This is a genomic window from Mesorhizobium sp. M1342, from assembly GCF_040317955.1.
In the GTDB taxonomy this organism is placed as follows: domain Bacteria; phylum Pseudomonadota; class Alphaproteobacteria; order Rhizobiales; family Rhizobiaceae; genus Mesorhizobium.
Genome location: NZ_JAMYLI010000017.1, coordinates 81,955 through 99,422, shown reverse-complemented (window position 1 = coordinate 99,422; position 17,468 = coordinate 81,955). Strand labels below are relative to the sequence as shown.

General features: G+C 63.2%; 14 protein-coding genes. 6 read left to right on the top strand and 8 right to left on the bottom strand.

Features of this window, described 5'->3' with window-relative positions; translation table 11 throughout:
* Positions 1 to 20 precede the first annotated feature (20 nt).
* Entirely contained in the window at positions 21 to 1,295 is a 1,275-nt protein-coding gene (locus NKH06_RS18880) for a cysteine desulfurase-like protein (protein ID WP_023811482.1), read from the top strand.
* Between the two features lie 34 nt (positions 1,296 to 1,329).
* Here NKH06_RS18880 and NKH06_RS18875 read toward each other — a convergent pair whose 3' ends face one another.
* From NKH06_RS18875 to NKH06_RS18855, 5 genes are all read right to left on the bottom strand, one after another.
* On the bottom strand, positions 1,330 to 2,160 hold the full coding sequence (locus NKH06_RS18875) for a dipeptide ABC transporter ATP-binding protein (protein ID WP_023811483.1): 831 nt from the start codon (positions 2,158 to 2,160) through the stop codon (positions 1,330 to 1,332).
* On the bottom strand, positions 2,160 to 3,014 hold the full coding sequence (locus NKH06_RS18870; RefSeq protein WP_023811484.1) for an ABC transporter ATP-binding protein: 855 nt from the start codon (positions 3,012 to 3,014) through the stop codon (positions 2,160 to 2,162). Before NKH06_RS18870 ends, NKH06_RS18875 begins: the two co-directional genes overlap by 1 nt.
* A gap of 2 nt (positions 3,015 to 3,016) precedes the next feature.
* Entirely contained in the window at positions 3,017 to 3,871 is an 855-nt protein-coding gene (locus NKH06_RS18865; protein ID WP_224618710.1) for an ABC transporter permease subunit, read from the bottom strand.
* A gap of 70 nt (positions 3,872 to 3,941) precedes the next feature.
* A complete protein-coding gene (locus NKH06_RS18860; RefSeq protein ID WP_023811485.1) occupies positions 3,942 to 4,949 on the bottom strand; it encodes an ABC transporter permease subunit in 1,008 nt (335 codons plus the stop codon).
* 50 nt (positions 4,950 to 4,999) lie between these two features.
* Positions 5,000 to 6,592, bottom strand: a complete 1,593-nt coding sequence (locus tag NKH06_RS18855) for an ABC transporter substrate-binding protein (RefSeq protein ID WP_023811486.1) — start codon at positions 6,590 to 6,592, stop codon at positions 5,000 to 5,002.
* Between the two features lie 454 nt (positions 6,593 to 7,046).
* On the opposite strand from NKH06_RS18855, the gene NKH06_RS18850 reads away from it, so the two are divergent.
* Together NKH06_RS18850 and NKH06_RS18845 are read left to right on the top strand one after the other, a co-directional pair.
* Complete coding sequence (locus NKH06_RS18850; protein WP_352439698.1) at positions 7,047 to 9,053, top strand: long-chain fatty acid--CoA ligase; 2,007 nt, start codon at positions 7,047 to 7,049, stop codon at positions 9,051 to 9,053.
* Positions 9,050 to 9,778: a class I SAM-dependent methyltransferase gene (locus tag NKH06_RS18845; protein WP_352439699.1), complete on the top strand. Its 729-nt coding sequence runs from the start codon at positions 9,050 to 9,052 to the stop codon at positions 9,776 to 9,778. The genes NKH06_RS18850 and NKH06_RS18845 overlap by 4 nt, the downstream gene beginning before the upstream one ends.
* 26 nt (positions 9,779 to 9,804) lie before the next feature.
* Here the strand turns inward: NKH06_RS18845 and NKH06_RS18840 are convergent, their stop codons facing one another.
* Both NKH06_RS18840 and pgi read right to left on the bottom strand, forming a co-directional pair.
* Positions 9,805 to 10,527, bottom strand: a complete 723-nt coding sequence (locus NKH06_RS18840) for an HAD family hydrolase (protein WP_128304850.1) — start codon at positions 10,525 to 10,527, stop codon at positions 9,805 to 9,807.
* Between the two features lie 5 nt (positions 10,528 to 10,532).
* The gene (gene pgi / locus NKH06_RS18835) at positions 10,533 to 12,182 is read right to left on the bottom strand and encodes a glucose-6-phosphate isomerase (RefSeq protein WP_502895826.1); all 1,650 of its coding nucleotides are present in this window, start codon (positions 12,180 to 12,182) and stop codon (positions 10,533 to 10,535) included.
* Positions 12,183 to 12,452: 270 nt separating this feature from the next.
* On the opposite strand from pgi, the gene pdxR reads away from it, so the two are divergent.
* The 3 genes from pdxR to NKH06_RS18820 all read left to right on the top strand — a co-directional run bounded on the left by pdxR (position 12,453) and on the right by NKH06_RS18820 (position 17,019).
* Positions 12,453 to 13,946 (top strand): MocR-like pyridoxine biosynthesis transcription factor PdxR, encoded by a 1,494-nt coding sequence (gene pdxR, locus NKH06_RS18830; RefSeq protein ID WP_352439701.1) that lies wholly within the window; start codon positions 12,453 to 12,455, stop codon positions 13,944 to 13,946.
* Positions 13,947 to 14,135: 189 nt separating this feature from the next.
* Entirely contained in the window at positions 14,136 to 15,725 is a 1,590-nt protein-coding gene (locus NKH06_RS18825) for a trimethylamine methyltransferase family protein (RefSeq protein WP_352439702.1), read from the top strand.
* Between the two features lie 64 nt (positions 15,726 to 15,789).
* Positions 15,790 to 17,019: an aromatic ring-hydroxylating oxygenase subunit alpha gene (locus tag NKH06_RS18820; RefSeq protein ID WP_023811492.1), complete on the top strand. Its 1,230-nt coding sequence runs from the start codon at positions 15,790 to 15,792 to the stop codon at positions 17,017 to 17,019.
* A gap of 46 nt (positions 17,020 to 17,065) precedes the next feature.
* Here NKH06_RS18820 and NKH06_RS18815 read toward each other — a convergent pair whose 3' ends face one another.
* On the bottom strand, positions 17,066 to 17,464 hold the full coding sequence (locus tag NKH06_RS18815; RefSeq protein WP_023811493.1) for a hypothetical protein: 399 nt from the start codon (positions 17,462 to 17,464) through the stop codon (positions 17,066 to 17,068).
* Between the last annotated feature and the right edge of the window lie 4 nt (positions 17,465 to 17,468).

The following is a 17,468-nucleotide window of genomic DNA, read 5'->3' as shown; positions in this document are numbered from 1 at the left end:
TCCTTTGCAGGAGCCTACCCGTGAACAAGCATCAAACCGACAATGCAAACGCCACCGCGTTCCCCGTCGACGCCATCCGCGCCATGTTTCCAGCCTTGCAGCGGGCTGGCGACTTCATCTTTTTGGACAACGCCGCCGGCGCGCAGATCCCGCAAAGCGTGCTCGACGCGGTGACCAACCATCTGGTTTCGCACAATGTGCAGCGCGGCGGCCGCTATGGCCGCAGCGTCACCGTCGACCAGTCGGTCGCCGATGCTCGGACAAGCGTAGCGCTGCTCATCAACGCCTATAGCCCGGCGGAAATCTGCTTCGGCATGAACGCCACCTCGTTCATCCGCCTGGTCAGCCTCGGTATCGGTCAGATGCTTCAGGAGCGTGACGAGATCGTCATCACCGACATGGACCACGACGCCAACATCGCGACCTGGCTGGCGCTGGAATCCGCCGGTGCGAAATTCAAATGGTGGCGGATGCGCGAGGACGGTAATCTGCATGTCGACGATCTGCGCCCGCTGGTTTCCGACCGCACCCGTCTCGTCGCCTGCACGGTCACCGCGCACTCGATCGGCTCGATCGTCGATGTCGCCGCGGTGGCCAAGATCGCGCACGCGGCCGGCGCCGAAGTGTTCCTCGACTGCGTGCATTACGGACCGCACGGGCTGATCGACGTGCAGGCCTGGGACTGCGACTATCTCGTCTGCTCCGGCTACAAGAATTTCTCGCCGCATATGGGCTTCCTCTGGGGTCGTTTCGAAACGCTGAAACGGCTGCCGACCTTCCGCGAGGATTTCATCCCCAACGAGCCGCCCTACAAGGTCGAGGCAGGCACGTTCATCTACGAGAACGTCTCCGGCATGGATGCCGCCGTGCAGTACCTGGAACTGATCGGCCGCAATCTCGCACCCTCCAACAACCGCTCGCGGCGCGACAACATCGTTGCCGGCATGGGCGCCATCCGCGACTACGAATTGGTGCTGGCGCGCGAGATGCTTGCGGTGCTGAAAGGTTGCGGCGCGACCATCTATGGCGTCGCAGACGAGGCCCGCATCACCGAACGCGTGCCGACGTTCTGCTTCAACATCGGCACACTGTCGCCGCAGCGGATCGTCGAAGAGATGGCCGAGATGCAGATCGGCATCCGCGACGGCCACATGTATGCGCCGCGGCTGATGAAGCGCCTCAACCTATCGATGGACAGCGGCGCCATCCGCGCCTCACTGGTCCACTACAACACAGTCGAGGAAGTCCGGCGCTTCGGCGAAGCGCTACGCAGCATCATCGCCAAGCTGTCCTGAGCGAGCTGAATTGCTACAGCCTGACGCCGCGGCGTCAGGCGGCTTTCTTCTTCGCTAGCCTCGCCTTGATCGAGGCGACGTCGGCGCGCGGGGTCGCCGCGAACAGCGTCCTGGTGTAGCTGTGCTTGGGGTCGGCGAAGACCTCGTCGCGCGAGCCGTATTCGACCGCTTCGCCGAAATACATCACCATCACATCGTCGGCGATGTAGCGCACCACGGACAGATCGTGGCTGATGAAGACATAGGTCAGCTGGAACTCGTCCTGCAGGTCGGCGAGCAGGTTGAGCACCTGTGCCTGCACGGAAAGATCGAGCGCCGAGACCGGCTCGTCCAGCACCAGCAGGCTTGGGTTGAGCATCAGCGCACGGGCAATGGCAATGCGCTGGCGCTGGCCGCCCGAGAACATGTGCGGGTAGCGGTTGTAGTGCTCGTGACCGAGGCCGACCTTCTTCAGCATCTTCATCGCCAGGTCGCGCCGCTCGGCCGCCGGCTTGTCGGTGTTGATCAGCAGGGGCTCGCCCAGCACGTCGCCGATCTTCTGGCGCGGATTGAGCGATCCATAGGGGTTCTGGAAGACGATCTGCACCTTGCGGCGCATCTCTTTGGTCAATCCGCCCTTGGCGATGTCGACCTTGTTGCCGTCGATGAACAGGTCGCCTGACGTCGCCGGATCGATCAGCGTGATGATGCGGGCGAGCGTGGACTTGCCGCAGCCGCTTTCGCCGACGATGGCCAGCGTCTTGCCCTTGTCGACCTTGAACGAGACGCCCTTGACCGCGTGCACTGTGCGCGGCCCGGTGAACAGGCCACCACCGATATGGTAGTCGCGGACGATGTTCTTGCCTTCGAGGACCGTGGTGCTCATCAGGCGGCTCCAACTGCCGAAGGCGCCGGCTCGAACATCATGTCGGAAACGGTAGGCAGCCGGTCGCCGACGGCGTTCTCCGGCAGCGCCGACAAAAGCGCCCGCGTGTAATTGCTCTTCGGCGATTCAAACAGCGACAGCACGTCGGCCTCTTCCATCTTGCGGCCCTTGTACTGGACGATGACACGGTCGGCGGTCTCGGCCACCACGCCCATATTGTGGGTGATCATGATCAGGCCCATACCGTATTTGGCCTGCAGCGAAACCAGCAGATCGAGGATCTGCTTCTGGATGGTGACGTCGAGCGCCGTCGTCGGCTCGTCGGCGATCAGCAGCTTCGGATTGCAGGCGATGGCGATGGCGATCATGACGCGCTGGCATTGGCCGCCCGACATCTGGTGCGGAAACGAGCTAAGCCGTTCTTCCGGATCGGCGATGCCGACCAGCTTCATCAACTCGATGGCCCGCGCGCGCCGCTGAGCGCGATCCATACCCATATGGAAGCGCAGCACCTCCTCGATCTGGAAGCCGACGGTGAAGCACGGATTGAGGCTGGCGATCGGCTCCTGGAAGATCATCGAGATGTCCTTGCCGACGATCTTGCGGCGTTCGGACGGGCTGAGCTTCAGGAGATCGACGCCGTCGAAGGCCATGCGGTCTGCCTTGACGGTTGCGGTGTTGGGCAACAGGCCCATTACCGCGAGCATCGCCACAGACTTGCCGGAACCGGACTCGCCGACGATCGCCAGCACTTCGCGCGGCTCGATCGAGAGGTCGATGCCTTGCACGGCCATGAACGGTCCGGCCGCGGTGTCGAAGGAAACGGTGAGGTTCTTGATCTCGAGCAGAGGCATGCTCACGACCTCTTCAGCTTGGGGTCGAGCGCGTCGCGCAGGCCGTCGCCGATCAGGTTGATGGCGAAGACGGTGATCAGGATGGCGAGACCCGGGAAAGTAACCACCCACCAGGCACGCAGGATGAACTCGCGCGCCTCGGCCAGCATGGTGCCCCACTCCGGCGTCGGCGGCTGCGCGCCCATGCCGAGGAAGCCAAGGGCCGCCGCCTCGAGGATGGCGTTGGAGAAGGACAGCGTCGCCTGCACGATCAACGGCGCGATGCAGTTGGGCAGGATGGTGACCAGCATCAGCCTGAGATGACTGGCGCCGGCGACCTTGGCGGAGACGACATATTCGCGGGTCTTCTCGGCCATCACGGCGGCGCGGGTGAGCCGGGCGAAATGCGGCTGCAGCACGAAGGCGATGGCGATCATGGCGTTGACGAGGCCGGGGCCAAGCACCGCGACCAGCACCAGGGCCAATAGCAGCGACGGGAAGGCCAGGATGATGTCCATGATGCGCATGATCAGCGTGTCGACCCAGCCGCGGCAGTAGCCGGCGAGTAGGCCGAGAATGACGCCTGAAATCAGCGCTGACGTGACGACGACGAAGCCGATGGCGAGCGAGAACCGCGAGCCGTAGATCAGGCGCGACAGCATATCGCGGCCGACAGCGTCGGTGCCGAGCAGGAACTGCGCGTTGCCGCCCTCCTGCCAGGCCGGCGGCGTCAGGAAGAAGTCGCGGAACTGATCGTCCGGCGAATGCGGCGCCAGCAGCGGCGCGAAGATGGCGATCAGGATCAGCAGCGCAAAGACGAAGAGCCCGATCACCGCGCCCTTGTTGACGGAGAAGTAGTGCCAGAACTCGCCGAACATCTGCAGCCTGGCATCCTGCGGCTTGACGACGGTCGCGGCTTCGATGGTGGCTGGGCCTTCATTGCTCATGTCAGTTGGCCCGGATGCGTGGGTTGATGACGGCGTAGAGCACGTCGACGATGAGGTTGACCGACATGACGATCAGCGCGATCAAAAGCAAGCCGCCCTGCACGGTGAAATAGTCGCGCTTGGAGATGGCGTCGATCATCCATTTGCCGATGCCGGGCCAGGAGAAGATGCTCTCGGTCAGGATGGCGCCGGTCAAAAGCGTGCCGACCTGCAGACCGATGGTGGTGACGACCGGGATCAGCGCGTTGCGGAAGGCATGCAGGCCGATGACGCGGCGCGGCGCCAGGCCCTTGGCGCGCGCGGTGCGGACATAGTCCTCACCCAGCACTTCGAGCATCGCCGAGCGCGTCTGCCTGGCGATGACTGCGAGCGGGATAGTGCCGAGCACGATGGTCGGCAAGATCAGGTGCGACAGCGCCGAGCGGAATGCGCCCTTCTGCCCCGAGATCAGCGAATCGATGGTCATGAAGCCGGTCACCGGCTTGAAGAAATAGAGAAGGTCGATGCGGCCGGAAACCGGCGTCCAGTGCAGCGTGCCGGAGAAGACGATGATCAGCAGCAGGCCCCACCAGAAGATCGGCATGGAATAGCCCGCCAGCGCCGTGCCCATCGTCAGCTGATCGAACCAGGAGCCGCGGCGGATGGCGGCGAAGATGCCGGCGGCGACACCCAGGACAACGGCAAAGATCATGGCGAAGATGGCGAGTTCGACCGTTGCCGGGAAGCGCACCAGGAAATCCTTGAGCACCGGCGTCTTGGTTGAAAACGAGGTGCCGAAATCGCCGCTCAGGACATTCGTCAGATAGGTCAGGTATTGTTGCCAAATCGGCAGATCGAAACCGAACTGGTGCATCAGCGCCGTGTGGCGTTCGGGCGACAGGCCGCGTTCGCCCGCAAGCACCAGCACCGGATCACCGGGCAGGATGCGCACGAAGCCAAAGGCGAGGATGGTTATCCCGATGAAGGTCGGGATGATGAGGGCGAGCTTGCCGAGGATATAACGCAGCATGGCGGGCGAGTGGGGGCGTCACCACATGGTGGCGCCCCCGTTTCGCAACCTTATTCGGCGATATCGACGCCGTCGAAGCGGTGGATACCGAGCGGATCCATCGCAAAGCCGGTGACGGTCTTCTGCATCGGCATGAACACCTTGGAGTGAGCGAGCGTCGCCCAGGGTGCCTGTTCCTTGAAGATGACCTGTGCCTGTTCATAGAGCTTGGTGCGCTCGGCCTGGTCCGAAACGGTCTTAGCCTTGTTGATGAGCGCATCGAAGTCCTTGTTGCACCATTCCGCGCGGTTGTTCGAACCGACGGAAGCGCAGCTCAGGAGCACGCCGAGGAAGTTGTCCGGATCGCCATTGTCGCCGGTCCAGCCGACGATGACGGCGCCGTCGTGATCGACCGCGGAAGCGCGCTTAAGGTATTCACCCCAATCGTAGCTGACGATCTCGACGGTGACGCCGACCTTGGCGAAGTCCGCCTGGATCAGCTCGGCGGTGCGACGCGCATTCGGCATGTAGGGGCGCGACACCGGCATGGCCCAGACGTTCATCTTGAGGTCCTTGACGCCGGCTTCTTCAAGCAGCTTCTTGGCTGCATCCGGATCGTAAGGATCGTCCTTCACTTCCTTGTTGTAGGACCACATGGTCGGCGGGATCGGATTGATCGCCACCTGGCCGGCGCCCTGGAAGACGGCATCGATGATGGCCTTCTTGTTGATGGCCATGTTGAGCGCCTTGCGAACGCGCACGTCGTCGAACGGCTTCTGCTGGGTGTTGTACATCAGCGCGCCGACATTGAGGCCTTCCTGCTCCTCGACCTTCAGGTTCGCATCGGCCTGCAGGCCGGCGATGTCGGCCGGTGCCGGGTACGACATGATGTTGCATTCGCCGGCCTTGAGCTTCTGCGCGCGCACCGCCGGATCGGTGGTGATGGCGAAGACCAGATCGTCGATCTTCTGCTTGCCGCCCCAATAGTCCGGGTTGGCCTTGTAGCGGATGGCGGCGTCGGTCTGATAGTCGACGAAGATGAACGGGCCGGTGCCGATCGGCTTCTGGTTGAACAGCTCAGGCGTCTTGTCGGCCTGCAGCTTGTCGGCATATTCCTTGGAGACGACCGAGGCGAAATCCATGCCCAGCGTCGGAATGAAGGTGATCGCCGGCTCCTTGAGGGTGAACTTCACCGTCAGGTCATCGACCTTCTCGACCTTGGTAATGTTGTCGCCGAACTGGTCATTGTAATACTGGTAGGCAATGCCCGGAATGTACTGGAACCAGGGGCCGTTCTTGTCGACCTGGCGTTCGAACGAGAACACCACGTCGTCGGCGTTGAAGTCGCGCGTCGGGGTGAAATAGTCGGTTGCGGCGAACTTGACGCCCTTGCGCAGCTTGAAGACATATTCCTTGCCATCGTCGGAGATCGTCCAGCTCTCGGCCAGGCCCGGCGAGGTCGTCGTCTTGCCGTGATCGAATTCGACAAGGCGGTTGAAGACGGTGCGCGATGACGCGTCGAACGTCTGGCCTGCGGTATACGGCGCCGGATCGAAACCTTCCGGCGAAGCTTCCGCGCAGTAGACCAGAGTTTTCGCATTGGCCATGCCGCTCAGGACGCTTGCAGCCAGCAACGCGGCTGCAAAAGTCAGCTTCTTATTCATTGAGCACTCCCTGATGTTCTTCCAAGCCCCTCTATCAGGCTCGCGAAGCGCGCATATAAGCACCGTTTTTCCGGCTTTGGAACACCCCGTTTGCTTACCCCGCGGGAAGCAGGAAAAAAATCCGCTATTTTGCCAAATTGCAGAAAAAATTAGCAGTTTTTTCCATTCACGAGATTATTAACAACCGAATTTTTTTATTGATCGCCAAGCTGACGATATAAATGTTCCCGGCGCTTCCGAGCGGCCGAGGGATACGCCAGGACACCGCCTGGGAGCGCTGGCGGCGGCAAAGACTTTCGACGGCAAATCTTTCGCCATGTTGCCGCAAGGGCAAGACTTGCACGGTCACCAACGGAGGCAATACATAGGGTGTAGCGGCCGCAGCGGAGGGCGTCCTTGTCAATTCAGGGGCGAGCGCGGCGCGGATGAACAAGACTTGTCCAGGGAGGAACGGTTGGCAAAAGCATCAAGGACGACGGCGCCGGTGAAAGCGGGAGCCAAGGCGCCGTCGAAAGCAGCCGGTACTGCCAAGCCGAAAGCACCCGTTTCCAAAGCCGCCACGCCGAAGGCGGCCGCGGCGCCCGTAAGGGCAAGCACAAGGCCAGTGGTGAAAGCCCCGGCCAAGGCTGCGGCCGGAAAGACGGCGTCGGGAAATAAAGCGGGGGCGGCAAAGCCCGCTGCCAGGCCGGCATCGAAAGCCGCCGCGGCGATGAAGACCCCACCGGCGGCAAGGCCGGCCGACGCCACCGCCAACCGATTGCCGAAAACGCTGACGGCGCTGGCCGCCGGCTTGCCGGAAAAGCCGTGGCTCAAGAGCTATCCGAAAAACGTGCAGGCCGAGATCGGCGCCCTGCCCTACAGCTCGATCGGCGATTTCCTCGTCGCCGCCTGCAAGCAGTTTTCCGCGCAGCCGGCCTTCACCTGCATGGACAAGTCCATCAGCTACACCGATGTCGAGCGGCTGTCGGCGGCCTTCGGCGCCTACCTGCAATCGAAAGGCCTGCGGAAAGGCGCGCGCGTCGCGCTGATGATGCCGAACGTGCTGCAATATCCGGTGGCGATGATGGCGATCTTGCGAGCGGGTTATGTGGTGGTGAACATCAATCCGCTCTACACGCCGCGCGAGCTCGAACACCAGTTGAAGGATTCCGGTGCGCAAGCCATCGTCATCCTGGAGAACTTCGCCAACACCTTGCAGGCGGTGATCGCCAGGACCACGGTCAAGCATGTGGTGGTCGCCGCGATGGGCGACATGCTTGGCGGCCTGAAGGGCACGATCGTCAATTTCGTCGTGCGCCGCGTGAAGAAGATGGTGCCGGCATGGTCCTTGCCCGGCCATGTCAAGTTCAATGCCGCCATGAAGGCCGGCGCCGGCATGGGCTTCAAGCCGGCCAAGGTGGAAGCCGACGATGTCGCCTTCCTGCAATATACGGGCGGCACCACGGGCGTGTCGAAGGGCGCCACACTGCTGCACAGAAACGTGCTCGCCAACGTTGCGCAGAACGCGCAGTGGATGGAGGATGCCTACACGATCAAGCCGAAACCGGCGCACCCCAACTTCATCTGCGCGCTGCCGCTCTATCATATTTTCGCGCTGACCGTGAACGCGCTGATGGGCATGCAGCAAGGCGCCCGCAATGTGCTCATTCCCAACCCGCGCGACATTCCCGGCTTCGTCAAGGAATTGCAGAAATATCCGGTGCACATCTTTCCCGGCCTCAACACGCTTTTCAACGCGCTGCTCAACAATGAGGATTTCCGCAAGCTCGACTTCAAGCCGCTGGTGCTGACGCTGGGCGGCGGCATGGCGGTGCAGAAGGGCGTCGCCGAACGCTGGAAGACGCTGACCGGTTGTTCGGTCACCGAAGGCTACGGCCTCTCGGAAACCTCGCCGGTGGCCACCGCCAACAAGTTCACCGCCGGCGACTTCACCGGCACCATCGGCTTGCCGCTGCCCTCGACCGAGATCGCCATCCGCGACGACGACGGCAACAATTTGCCGCTCGGCGAGGTCGGCGAGGTCTGCATCCGAGGACCGCAAGTGATGGCGGGCTACTGGAACCGGCCCGATGAGACCGCCAAGGTGATGACCAAGGATGGCTACTTCAAATCCGGCGACATGGGCTTCATGGACGAGCGCGGCTACACCAAGATCGTCGACCGCAAGAAGGACATGATCCTGGTTTCGGGCTTCAATGTCTATCCGAACGAGCTCGAGGAAGTCGTGGCGATGCATCCGGGCGTGCTCGAAGTGGCGGCGGTCGGCGTGCCGGACGAGCATTCGGGCGAGGTGCCGAAACTGTTCGTGGTCAAGAAGGATCCGGCGCTGACCGCGGAGACGCTCACCGCCTTCTGCCGCGAGAACCTGACCGGCTACAAGCGGCCCAAATACATAGAATTCAGGACCGAGTTGCCGAAGACGCCGGTCGGCAAGATCCTGCGGCGAGCACTGCGCGAATGATTGCAGCCGGCGGCGCGGATGCCGTAAATGCACCTTGCCGTCCTGACCCGGCAGAATTCATCAGAACGAACATGCGCCTCGCCCCGGTGCCGTCGGTGCCTGAGATCCAGCTTTATACACCGCATCCGGCCAGTGGCCTGAGACGGCTCATAGATCCGCACCAAAGCGCTGGCGACGATGACGACACGATCGAGGCGGACAACGATGGACCCGAGCCGCAGCCGCCTTACTGGGCTTATGTGTGGGCCGGCGGCGCGGTGATTGCGCGCCACATACTGGATCATCCGCAAACGGTAGCCGGCCGCCGCGTGCTCGACCTCGGCGCCGGTTCGGGTCTTGTCGGCATTGCCGCCGCCAAGGCTGGGGCACGCGAAGTCATCGCCGCAGAGATCGACCGCAACGGCGTTGCCGCGCTCGCTCTAAACGCGGCGGCCAACGGTGTCGCCATCACCGTGATCGGAGACGACATCACCAGGGGTCCGCCGCCGGCCGTCGACCTCGTGCTTGCAGGCGATGTCTTCTACAGCCAAGGCGTCGCCGACCGCGTCATGCCTTTTTTCGAACGCTGCCTGAATGCCGGCATCGAGGTCCTGGTCGGCGATCCTAACCGCGCCTATCTGCCACGATCACGGCTGCGCCTGCTCGCCGAACATAAGGTGCCGGATTTCGGCCAGGCGAAAGACAGCGCGCTGCAGCCAAGCGGCGTCTTTCGCTTCGAAGGCTGACGAGGCGGCCGCGTCTACCGACGGGATCAGATCGTCTCCTTGACCCGCGCCGAGAGAAAATCCGGCAGATCGGCAACGGAATCCAGGATGGCGTCGGCAATGCCGGCCAGCGATTCGCGGGTTCCGGTGCCGGAGAGCACGCCGACCGCCAGCCCGCAGCCGCCGGCACGCGCCATTTCGAGGTCGTGGCGGTTGTCGCCGACCATGGCGATTTCCGCCGGCCTGAGGCCGGTGAGATCGCTGAAGGCCAGGATCGTGTCGGGCGCCGGCTTCGGATTGGCCACCGCGTCGTAGCCATAGGCCGCGTCGAACAATTGGGCGACGCCGAGCGTGACAAGCGTCTTTTCCGCGCCGCTGGTCGAATCGTTGGTGGCGACGCCAAGCCGGTAGGACTTCCTGTGCAGTGCCGTCAGCGTGTCGACGATGCCCGGCAGCGCCACGGCCATCGCCGAGCCTTGCACCGAGGTGATCTCGTTGAAGCGGGCGACCGCCAGCATCTGATCCTCGTTGGAGAGGCGCGGAAACCACAATTCGACGACGTCGAGATTGGTGCCGGAGGCAAATATCGAGTCAGGCTTAAAGCGCTTGTTGGCGAAATCGAAGCCGGCGGCGGCCAGCAGCCTGTCGGCTTTCCAGCGATCGCCTTCGGACGCATCCATGGCCATGAAGTCGGCAACGCCGAGCCAGGTGGCGTTGAAGTCGACAAGCGTGCCGTCCTTGTCGAACAATATTCCCTTGATGTCTGCCAAGCTTTTCACTCCGAGCCACGCAAATGGTGGATGAATCCCACAAGGCCTGCGGTCGATGCGTCCCGCTTGGCGGCACTTTCCTTGCCCTCTACGACAGGCAGAAGGCCGGTGGCCAGTTCCTTGCCGAGTTCGACGCCCCACTGGTCGAAGGAGTTGATGTTGAACAGCGTGCCCTCGACGAAGACGCGGTGCTCGTAGAGCGCGATCAGCCGGCCGAAGGTGCGCGGGTCGAGTTTGCGGTAAAGGATGGTCACCGAGGGGCGATTGCCGGAGAAGACGCGGTGCGGGGCTATCTTGTCGACCTCGGCCGGCTTCATGCCCTTGGCCAGCATCTGGGCGCGGGCTTCGTCCAGCGTGCGGCCCTTCATCAGCGCTTCCGACTGCGCCAGGCAGTTGGCGAGCAGCAGATCGTGCTGGTGCTTGAGATCGGGCTCGTGGCCGACGGCCGCGGCGAGGAACTCGACCGGGATGAAATCGGTGCCCTGGTGCAGCAGCTGGAAGAAGGCATGCTGGCCGTTGGTGCCGGGTTCGCCCCAGACAAGCGGTCCGGTCGGCGTCGTTGCCGCCGTGCCTTCGAGGGTGACGCTCTTGCCGTTCGATTCCATGTCGAGCTGCTGCAGATAGGCGGGCAATCTGGACAGGCGCTGGTCGTAAGGGATGACGGCGCGCGCCGGGTAACCGCAGATGACGCGATGCCACCAGCCGACCAGCCCCAGCAGCGCCGGCAGGTTCTCCTGCACCGGTGCGGTACGGAAATGCTCGTCCATCTCATGCGCGCCATCGAGGAAGGCGCGAAAATTCCGCGGGCCGACAGCGATCATCACCGGCAGGCCGATGGCGCCCCAGAGCGAATAGCGGCCGCCGACCCAATCCCAGAAGCCGAAGACGCGATCGGGCGCGATGCCGAACTTGGCGACCAGATCGAGCGCAGTGGACACGGCGGCGAAGTGCTTGCCGACCGCTTCCTTGCCGAGCGCCTTCTGCACCCAGTCGCGCGCCGTCTGCGCATTGGTCATCGTCTCGACGGTGGTGAAGGTCTTGGAAGCGATGATGAAAAGCGTGGTCTCGGCGGACAGCCCCTTCAGCGTGTCGTGGATATGGGCGCCGTCGATGTTGGAAACGTAATGCGCGCGCGGCCCGTCATGATAGGGCGCCAGCGCCAGCGTCGCCATGGCCGGGCCGAGATCGGAACCGCCGATGCCGATGTTGACGATGTCGGTGATCTTCTTGCCGGTGGCGCCGGCCGCCTTGCCGGAGCGCACGGCATCGGCAAAGGCGCCCATGGCGTCGAGCACGGCGATGACGTCAGCCTTGACATCCTGGCCATCGACGGTGACGCCCTTGCCGGTCAGGTTGCGCAGCGCCGTGTGCAGCACGGCACGGTCCTCGGTGACGTTGATCTTCTTGCCGGCGAACATGGCGGCGCGACGAGCTTCGAGATCGGCGGCCAGGGCGAGCTTTTCCAGCAGTTCCATGGCGGTCGCATCGACCGCGCATTTCGACCAGTCGAGCAGCAGATCGCCATCGGTGGCGGAGAATTCCACGAACCGCTTGGGATCGGCGGCGAAGGCCTGGCGCATGCTGGCGGGCGCTGCAGCGCGGTGATCGCGCAAGGCGGCGAGCTGTTTTTGAAAGGACGATTGATCCACTGCCAAACTCCGAGACCTCGAGCCATCATTACGGACCGGATGTTTCCGGCGCGTGTCGTCGCGACAATCTATCGGGCCGAACTCCACCCGTTTCAATGCGCAGCGATGACGCACAGAGTCACGCAACTATGCCGCGGCGCAGCATCAAAATGGCGTGAAGGATCACTGGCATAAATCCCAACGATCAGAAAAATTGATTGGCGCAACCCCTTGTGCCACGGTTACGTTCGGCTGGTCCAGCCAAGCGAAAAAGGCTGGCCATCGAGGAAATCTCCCATGCCACAGCGAAACGACACGGCGATATGGTCCGGCCTGTTCCGGATTTCGGCTGAATCCGGCCAAACCCTGCAAGCGCAGATCCGCCAAGCCATCGTGGCCGCCATTCTGGACCGCCAGATCGCCGCTTCGATGCCGCTTCCTTCCTGCCGGATCCTGGCCGAAAAACTTGGCGTGGCGCGCGGAACCGTGGTGCTGGCGTTCCAGCAGCTCGTCGACCAGGGTTTCCTGGTGGCGCGCGAGCGGCGTGGACATTTCGTCAATCCCGATGTGCTGGCGACACCGGCCAAGCCGCACCAGAAGGCGCCCGACCAGGCCAACGAGATCGACTGGAAGGCACGCCGCAAGATCTTCGCCAGCGACATGCCGCCGCCGGCCAAGCACGAGAACTGGATCAAGTCGTCCTACCCCTTCGTCTACGGCCAGTTCGATCCGGCGCTGTTCCCTACCGCCGAATGGCGCGAGTGCAACCGCATGGCGCTGGCGGTGTTGGAAATCCGCAACTGGGCGTCCGACATGGTCGACCGTGACGATCCGCTGCTGATCGAGCAGATCCAGGCGCGGCTCCTGCCCCGGCGCGGCATCTTCGCCAATCCCGACGAGATCATCGTCACGTTGGGCGCCCAGAACGCGCTCTACATGCTGGCGACGCTGCTGATGTCCAAAGGCTCCAAGGTGGCGATGGAGGACCCCGGCTACCCCGACGCCCGCTCGATCTTCCGCCTTGCGGGCGCGGAGATACAGCCGGTGCCGGTCGACCAGTCCGGCATCGTAACCGCTTCTATTCCCAATGATTCCGGCTTCGTCTTCGTCACGCCCAGCCATCATTGCCCGACCATGGTGCCGTTGTCGGCTGAGCGGCGGCAGGATCTTCTGGCGCGAGCCAACCGCTACAACCAGATCATCATCGAGGATGGCTATGACAGCCAGCTTCTCGACGAGGCACCGCAGCAAGCGCTGAAGAGCCTCGATCGCTCCGGCCGCGTGGTCTATGTCGGCTCGATGTCCAAGACGCTGGCTCCCGGCCTGCGGCTCGGCTACATCGTGGCGTCCGCGGGACTGGTCGCGGAACTCAGGGCGCTGCGCCGCTTCATGCTGCGTCATCCGCCGGCGAACAACCAGCGCGCCGTCGCGCTGTTCCTGTCGCTCGGCCACCACGAGGCGCTGGTGCGGCGGCTGTCGTCGGCCTTCGACGAACGGCGCAAGCGGCTGGTCCATGCGATTTCCGCCTTCCTGCCGGAATGGCGCTCGACCGATTCGGCCGGCGGCACGTCGCTGTGGCTCGAAGGGCCGCGCGGCACCGATTCGCGCGGGCTGGCCGAGGCAGCGGCCTCGCGCAGCGTCATCATCGAGCCAGGCGACCGTTTCTTCGATCGCACTGAAAAGCCTTCGCGTTTCATGCGGCTGGGCATCTCGTCGATCGCACTGCAGCACATCGAGCCAGGCATTCGCGAACTGGCCACGGCCGCCGGACGCAGACCCGCAGCCGCCTGATCCATCGTTGATCTCTCGTGACCGGAGCCGCTCGCAGCGGCTCCGGTATTTTAGTTCTGGCACATGGAACTGGGCCAGCTGGCCCATAGGATGGGCCAGTGCCGGCGGCATAGTCGGCGTCAGGGGAAGAAGCAGGCCGATGGTGGACCAACCGCCACGAGTTCCTGCCGACGAAGGTGGAGTGCTTCCATGCCAGTGGCTGTCGAACAGCAGGACACGCCGGCGAACCGTCGTCCACAACGCTCCGGTCTTCGCGAAACAGGACATGCCATGCGATCATCTCCCCTAGTGGAGGATACCAGACCACAGCACAAGGCCATCGAGGGCGGCGGCTACGGGCCGCTGCGCGGGGATGACCGCGAGCGTATCCACGAAGGCGTGCTGACGCTTCTGGAGACAGTGGGTTTCGCCAACGCCATTCCTTCCTGCATAAAGGTACTGACCAAGGTGGGGGCGGTCCATGGCGACGATGGCCGGGTCCGCTTTCCGCGCGCGCTCGTGCTCGACACCATCAAGCGGGCGGCACGACATTTCACACTTCATGGCCAGGCCCCCAGGCACGACATGGTGGTCCAGGGCAAGCGCGTGCACTACGGCACGGCAGGCATCGCCGTGCACCTGGTGGATATCGAAAAGCGCGAGTACCGCGAGTCCAAGCTGCAGGATATTTATGATGCCGCCCGCATCGTCGATGGGCTGGACAACATCCATTTCTTCCAGCGGCCGATGGTGGCGCGCGACATCGCCGATCCGCTCGAGATGGATTTCAACACGCTTTATGCCTGTGTGATGGGAACATCGAAGCACGTCGGAACATCCTTCACCGTGCGTGAGAACGTGAAGCCTGCGCTTGAAATGCTGTACGCCATCGCCGGCGGCGAGGAGAATTTCCGCGCCCGGCCATTCGTTTCCAACTCCAACTCATTCGTCGTGCCGCCGATGAAATTCGCCGAGGATGCCTGCGGCGTGCTTGAGGCCTGCGTTGAAGGCGGCATCCCGATCCTGCTGCTGTCGACCGGCCAGTCCGGCACCACGGCACCCGCGGCGATGGCCGGCGCCGTCGTGCAGGCGGTGGCCGAAGTGCTGGCCGGCCTGGTCTATGTCAACGCGCTCAAGCCCGGCCATCCGGCGATCTTCGGCGCCTGGCCGTTCATGTCGGACCTGCGCACCGGCGCCATGGCGGGCGGGTCGGCCGAGCAGTCGGTGGCAACGGCGGCCTGTGCCCAGATGGCGCAATTCTACGACCTGCCCGGCGGCTCCGCCGCCGGCATGACTGATTCGAAATTGCCCGATATTCAGTCCGGCTACGAAAAAGGCATCACCAATGTGATGGCCGGCCTCTCCGGCCTCAACCTCGTCTACGAGGCGGCCGGCATGCATGCCTCGCTGCTCGGCTTCTGCCTGGAGAGCCTGGTCATCGACAACGACATGCTCGGTCATTGCCTGGGCTGCGCGCGTGGCATCGACGTGACCGACGAGGCCCTGTCGATCGACAGCATCGCCGAGGTCTGCCTCAAGGGTCCGGGCCACTATCTCGACAACGAACAAACGCTCAAGCTGATGCAGACCGAGCACTTCTATCCCGCCCTCGGCGATCGTTCCTCGCCGAAGGAATGGAACGAAAAGGGCCGGCCTGATATATTGCTGCGTGCGATCACCGAGAAGAAACGCATTCTTGCCGAACGATTTCCGCGCCATGTGCCAAAACAGGTCGACGACAGATTGCGTGCCCGTTTCGGCAACCTGATCCACCTGCCGCGCACGCAAATGGGCGGCTGACCGGAGACGAGTTCGTGCAGCCATGCAGCCACCACCCAGGATCAACCATCGGGCAGAACGACAAATGAGTGTGCATCCTATCCAGCAAGCCCACACAGACGGCGACGCGATCGATCGGCTGGTGGCATCTCATCGGCCAGGTCACGGCCTGGTGCGTGCCTTCTATCATGACCAGGCAATCTTCGAGCGCGACATGGAACGTGTCTTTCGCCGCCACTGGCACTGCCTGGCCCATGCCAGCGTCATCGCGAACCCGGGCGATTTCGAGTTGTTCAAACTGGGCGACGAGGCGGTCATCCTGACACGCGGCATGGATGGCACCGTGCATGCCATGCTCAATGTCTGCCGCCACCGCGGCGCCGAGGTCTGCACCAAGGAAAAGGGCAACGCGAAGATGTTCGTGTGCCCCTACCACGCCTGGAGCTATTCCAATGACGGCTCATTGCGCGCTGCCCGCCTGATGCCGAAGGATTTCGACCGCTCGGCGCACGGGCTGAAGAAGCTTCATGTCCGCGTCGCCTCCGGGCTGGTCTTCATTTCCTTCGCCGAGACGCCGCTCGATTTCGATCCGATCGAACAGTCGCTGCGCACGAGTTGCGGCCAATATGGCTGGGGCGACGCCAAGGTGGCGTATCGTCAGTCCTATCCGCTCGACGCCAACTGGAAGCTCGCCGTCGAGAACTATGTCGAATGCTACCATTGCGGACCGGCGCATCCGGAATATTCGCAGACGCATGCGCTGGAAAAACCGGCCGAGATGATCGAGCAGCTCAATGCGGCGATGGAGCAGCGCACCTGCGCGCTCGGCATCGAGATCGGCAGCGCCAACCGCTGGCAGAACTCGGCGGCCGGTCAGGAAGCAATCGACACCTTCCGCTACGCGCTCTATGACGGCGTTTCGAGCGGCAGCCAGGACGGCTCTCCGGTGGCCCCGCTGATGGGCCGCTTCACCGACTATGACGGTGGCGTCACTTCCATCCATCTCGGCGGCACGACCTTTCTCGTCTGCTATCCCGATCACGGCATGATCTACCGATTCATCCCGAAAACGGCTGGTACATGCGAGATGGAACTGATCTGGCTGGTGCGCGGCGACGCGGTCGAGGGTCAGGATTACGATCTGGAGAAGCTGACCTGGCTATGGAAGGTCACCACCGACGAAGACAAGAAGATCATCGAGCACACCGCGCGCGGCGTGCGCTCGCACTATTTCGTGCCCGGACCTATCGCGCCGATGGAATACAACGAACTGCGCTACATCGGCTGGTATCTCGAGGAGATCAGCCGGGCCTGAACGGTTCGGCTGCCTTAGGAGGATCAGGCAGATCTTGCCTTTCGCGTCATTCCGCGCTGAGCCCGTATCGGTCGACGACTTCGGGGTTGATGAGCTTGGCATGCAGTGTCATCAGCACGATCTGCGCGTCGAGGCTGTCGCCGGTTTCAAGCGCCGCCTCGATGCGGCGCTCGGCTTCCAGCGTCCGCTGATGGCCATTGGCTTGCTCGAAGGTTTCGGGACCCGCGATGCAATAGCTGCATAATTGTGCCACCGACGCATAGGTACCCCGTGGCGGCTCGTCGGGCCAGCGATCCTTCATGAGATTGACCAGGGTAAGCTTCACGCCCTCCGGCACAAGGGCTGGATGCAGATCCGCGCCGCGCAATGCATCGTCGAGCTGCCTCAAGTCGCCCGAGCGGCCGAACATTCCGAGGAAGCCGAGGGAAGAGCGCCGTCCGGCCATGATG